This window comes from Chitinophaga sp., from assembly GCF_035564935.1.
Classification (GTDB): domain Bacteria; phylum Bacteroidota; class Bacteroidia; order Chitinophagales; family Chitinophagaceae; genus Chitinophaga.
Genome location: NZ_DATMTE010000808.1, coordinates 1 through 5439, shown reverse-complemented (window position 1 = coordinate 5439; position 5439 = coordinate 1). Strand labels below are relative to the sequence as shown.

The window sequence follows — 5439 nt, the reverse complement described above, 5'->3', positions numbered from 1 at the left end:
TTCATTTAAAACAGCATTACATTATTGTTTCACCACCTTCAATGTTTTGCTTTGTGCGCCTTGATTAATATTGATATAATAAATTCCTGGTTGCAGGGTTTTACCCACCTGGTAATACATACCGGCATTTATTTTCGTAGTATAAATGACGTTGCCGGCGTTATTAACAATAATAAGTATTGCCGGTGCTTTCGAAGAGGAAGTCATTTTTACATTAAATACGCTGCCGGAAGGATTCGGATATACCTCCGTTGTAAAACCAGGATTAGCACGACTGTTAAATTTGTCGCCTGTTACTGCGACCGGGTTTTGACTTTGATTTATACTTTGCAGGGAGTCGGCAGGCGCTAAGGTCCGCACCTCTATGGCCGCTATTGCACCACTGTAGGGATCATACAATCCTGTTTTAGGATAAAAGGTGACCTGTATCATACCCGCGCTGTTTGCTTTTGCCCTGATGGTTTGTATAACAGCGGTGTTCAACCTGTTGCCTGCGGCCTGGTATATATTAAAGTCTGTAAGACTGTCCAGTCCATTAGTGGCTTTTACACTGAATATCCTTTTATTCTTTTCTGAATCAAATGGCTCTACAAAGTGCAGCCGGATGGCATATACCGTATCAGGACTGAGCCCGCGAAGGTAATAACGCATCTGGGTGATATTGCTTTTGAACACGCGGATATACTCGTATACCTGCGGCGGAGCGGGATCTGTTACATACGACAGGTCTACGGCAGCATTCACCTTTTGCACCCAGGTATAACCTGCATGCCATAGCTTATCGGTTCCGGTAGGCCCTTCGGGAACATATTGCGCAAAGGTGGTATTTGCATACGGACCAGGAGGCGTGAGTGTAGTGCCCGCGTTGATGCCATAAACAACAGATTGATTTGTTTTTAAAACTTCTATACAATAGTCATCCACCCATACCGTACCGAATCCTACCTTAGCCACCCAATAAGTAAGCCCTGTTGCACTGTCCGGCACATTGATGGTATCCCTTATCTGGGCCCAGTTGTCGCGGTATGCCACCACATTGTCTACCTGTTTTTGATAGGAAGCATTGCCTGTGGGCGCGCCGAGGCTATCTACAAATCCAACGCCATATCCCGACCACCACGGGTAACCGGTGGCATCTCTTTCCACTTTCACCCATTGGCTAAATACAATGATGCTGCCGCCTCTCACCGGTATAGAGCCTTGTATGTTCAAAGAGGTGTTTGCTGTAGTAGTACCCAGCGTAGCGGCTTTGTCGCCGGAATGTCCCTTTCCGCTAACGGTGTACACTGCTCCTGTTGTGGGAACGCTTTCTTTATAAGCTATCCAGTTAATAAGACCGCTTTCGAAACCATAATTGGGTATTCCTCCACATGAATCAAACGGCACTACCGTTACAGGCAAGGCAGCTGAAACGCCGGAGCCATCCACGGTATTGACGTTGATGGTAAGGCTGCCTTGTTTAATGGCAGTAACAAGACCTGTACTGTCAACCGTAGCTAATGCGGTATTGGAACTACTCCAGGTTACTTTCCGGATGGTGGTATTGGCTGGCAGAAAAGAAACTTTTACCCGCAGTGTATCCCTCTCTCCTATAATGGCAGTGGATGGCTGCAGTGTAAGACCGGTGGCCAGCACATTAGCAACGTGAATATTGGCTTGTGCAGTGATAGCCGGGTTGTCGGCCGAGGTGGCTGTTATGATCACATCGCCTTGTTTAATACCGCTGATGTTGCCACTGGTGTTTACTTTGGCCACGGTTGTATCCGAGGATGTCCATACTATTCCCTTATTGCTGGCTTTTGCGGGGTTGATAACCGCATTCAGCTGGAAGGTGGATCCTACAAATACATTAGCCGACGTGCTATCCAGCGTTAAGGATGTAACAGGTATGTAGATAACGGTATAAGTTTTGGCGGCTATAAAACTGCCTTCGGCAGATGTAGCAGTGATAGTAACCGTGCCGGCTCCTTTTCCGGTTACCACCCCGTTCAGGTCTACCGTGGCAATGGCATCGCTGGAAGACTTGTACACCAGGTTCCTGTTGGTCGCATTTACCGGAGTGGTGGTCAGTTTCAGGGTGTCTTTATAGCTTACATAAAGATTACTGCTGTCTGAATGGATGCTGATTCCCTGAAGCGGGATAACGGAGGCTTCGAGAGCAGCTATAGAAGCACTGTAAGGATCGTTCGTACCTACTTTAGGAATGAACATCACGGTTATTATACCGGCGTTGTCGGCTTTTGCCTGGAGTGTGCGTGTAATCACGGTATTCAGCTTATTGCCTGCGGCCTGGTAAATGTTGAAGTTAATGAGGCTATCGCCGCCGGTCTTCACATTAAAAACCCGGTTGGCTTTATCGGCATCGCTGGGCTCCACAAAGTGCAGGCGCAGCGAATAGTTGGCATTGGGAATCAGGTTGCGGAAAAAGTAACGCAACTGGCTTGCCGTATTTTTGCCAACGCGCATATACTCATATACCTGGCGGGGAGCGGGCGTTGTTACCTGGCTCAGGTCCATTGTTGCCGCGTTACGAACACTCCAGGTATACCCTGCATGCCATAGTTTATCGGTTCCGGTGGGTCCTTCGGGTATATATTGGCCAATCGTGGTATTTTGATACGGCGTTGGCGGATTGCCCGTGGTGGGCGTTGTACCGGCATTGATGGCTGTAACAATAGTGTTCACGATCAACTGTACGGTTCTGGTGGCGCCTCCGTCTGCTGTGGAAATGGTGAGGGTGGTGGTATCCTGTTTTAAGCCGGTAACCACACCGTTGGCATCTACGCTTGCAATAGTACTGTCCGCTACAGACCAGTTCAGGGTTTTATCAGTGGTATTCGAAGGCGTAATAGTGACAGCCATCTGCTTTGGCGTATTCATGGTACCATATATAACACTGTCTATCGTAATACCGGCAGATATAACCGGGGGAATGACGACGATCTGTCTTGTATCCGTTTTTCCTCCATCTACTGATGTAACCGTAATAGTAGCAGTACCCGCATTCACGCCGCTTACTTTGCCAAAAGAATCTACTTTTACTATTGCGGTATCCGAAGAGCTCCATGTAACAGCCGGATTGGTGGGATAGGCGGGCGTGAGCTTTACGTTCAGCTTCACGGAAAATCCTTTTACAATGGTATCTGAGGCAGGATTGATTATTTCTACCGCCTGCACAGGTCCTGCTACCGGGGAGCCGAAATAAATGCCATTTCCGCTAACAGCAATAAACATCCTTCCCTTGTTATCTGCGGTAATATTCTGCACCACACCTGGCACCCGGTCTGCAATGGTAGTCCAGGTGCGACCTGTATCATCAGAACGAAAAGCGCCGTAGGCAATGCCATTGATAGGAAGGATCTGGCTGGTGGCATACAAAGCCAGGTGTGCATTGGGCGTGGTATCAGACATGGCGGCAGCTATCCATTTGGGCTTAAAATCTTCGCCGCCTACCTTGCTGAATGTTTTACCGGTATCGGACGTGTGGTAAAGGGCGCTGTATTGAGGATAGGTATCGTCGTAAAATGCGATCCACACATCTCCTGTTTTTCCCGGCGTTGCCTCCACGTTGGAGTTGGTAGCATAACCGGAACCATTGGGATTGCTGCCGGCGTTGGCGGTAAGACCAGTAGCGGTTGTTTTTTGAAATGATTTTCCGCCATCGGCACTTACATAAAACGAACCACGGTCCCAGATATAGAAATAATCGCCGTTCACTTTGTCTGCTACGAGATGGTTTTGCCCGGGGTACAGGTTCCACTGCGGACCTGATGGCAAAATTCCTGAAGAAACACCCGTGGATTTGGTCCAGGTGGCGCCGAGGTCTTCCGACCAGTAAACATTACCGGGATTATAACCATCTACCTGGGTGAGCCAGAGGATATTCCTGCGATTGGCCGATATGGCTACACGTCCGCGCAAACCAGGCGATTTTGGGAAAAGGGTGTAGGTATCGCCACCATCGGTGGAGTAACCCGCCCGCGACGCCTCGATCTTATCAGCCGCCGGGCCGTCGCAGCCTACACGAACAACAAAATCAGGATCGGTATACTGGAAAGTTACTCCCTGCATATTAAACGCGGAGAAGATGCTGTAATGCAGTGCGGTATTGGAAACGGCGCCCTGGTTCAATGGTTCTGTAAGGGAACGGTGATGGGCGCCTCCCACATCTGCAGTAGCGGTAAGCAACAGGTTCTTTCCACTGGGAGGAGCTGCCATAGGGCCTGTTACCACTATTTCTTCCAGTCCCACTACACGGATCTTCCAGTTGGAAACGGGTGCAAAGATATTATCCGTAGAAAGCACATCCAGCATATCGTTGATCCACACCCTGTCGGGGTAAAAAGGATCCCAGGTAAAAGCAGAAGCATTATGCCCCGGGTCATTATAGGGTAAGCCGTCATTCGCCGAGTGCGGCGCTTCCGAGTTGTCGCGGGTGATCTTCCCCTGCGTATAGGAGCCGGGGGCGCCGCCCTGTCTTGAAATATAATAAGGATCTTTTTGCCAGCTGCCACGGGTACTTACAACAATATCATTTGAATTGGCGGGGCTTACCGCCACTTTAGCGAAGTACCTGTCGCTGTTAACCGGATCGGGATCTAAAGTTACCGGGGAAACGTCCTGCCAGCTGCTGTTCTTATACTTATAGACGCCCTTTTTTTGATTCTCGGTTCCTGCAGATACATACAGGGTTCCGTCTGCGTGAATCGTAGCCCGGAGAGGATACAAAGGGCTGTTACTCATCAGTGTAAAGGAAGCGCCGCCATCTTCCGATACCCATACGCCTGTAGACCGGCCGATGTAAATGCGTTTGCCAACGTTCTGACCGTTTATGGAAACGGCGCCGGCGCTTTTATCGAAAAGAATAAAAGAGCAGGAACCCGGTGTGGTGATAGCGCTTACCTGCGACCAGCTGGCGCCGGCATTGTCTGTTCTCCAGGCGCCGTTCTGATCCGTAACCACCCATACATTATTGCTGTTGGTAGGATCCACCTGTATACGATCCCCGTAAGTCTGTGTGCTGTTGGGATGTACAACAATGGGAACATGCAGGTCTGTCCAGGAATCGCCCCTGTCGGTACTCTTCATGATAGTGCCTATTGTGCTTGAACCTTTGCCGGGCCCGGAACCGGCGCTGTTTTCCACGGTAGCATAAAGAATGTTACCGGTAGCATCGTTGGGGTCAACGCCCAGACTGCCGCAGCGCTGGTTAACTTCCCAATTCCAGTAGTTGGTGGGTATTTTTTTAAATAGCATCAGATGCTCCCACTTTTGCAGGTTCTTATTCCACCGGTAAGGTGTGCCTACATCGGTGGTAATGAAATAAAGATCGGGTACCATAGGGTGTGCCACAAAAGAAGGCAGTGCACCCGACCCGCCTATCCGGACCTGGTTCCAGGTGTACGTTTGCGCACGCACGCCGTGTGAGGCCGTTAGGTA

The 5439-nt window shown here is 49.6% G+C and carries 1 protein-coding gene; it reads right to left on the bottom strand.

Features of this window, described 5'->3' with window-relative positions:
* Positions 1-21: 21 nt before the first annotated feature.
* Entirely contained in the window at positions 22-5418 is a 5397-nt protein-coding gene (locus VN105_RS21120; protein ID WP_325643912.1) for an Ig-like domain-containing protein, read from the bottom strand.
* Positions 5419-5439: the final 21 nt, after the last annotated feature.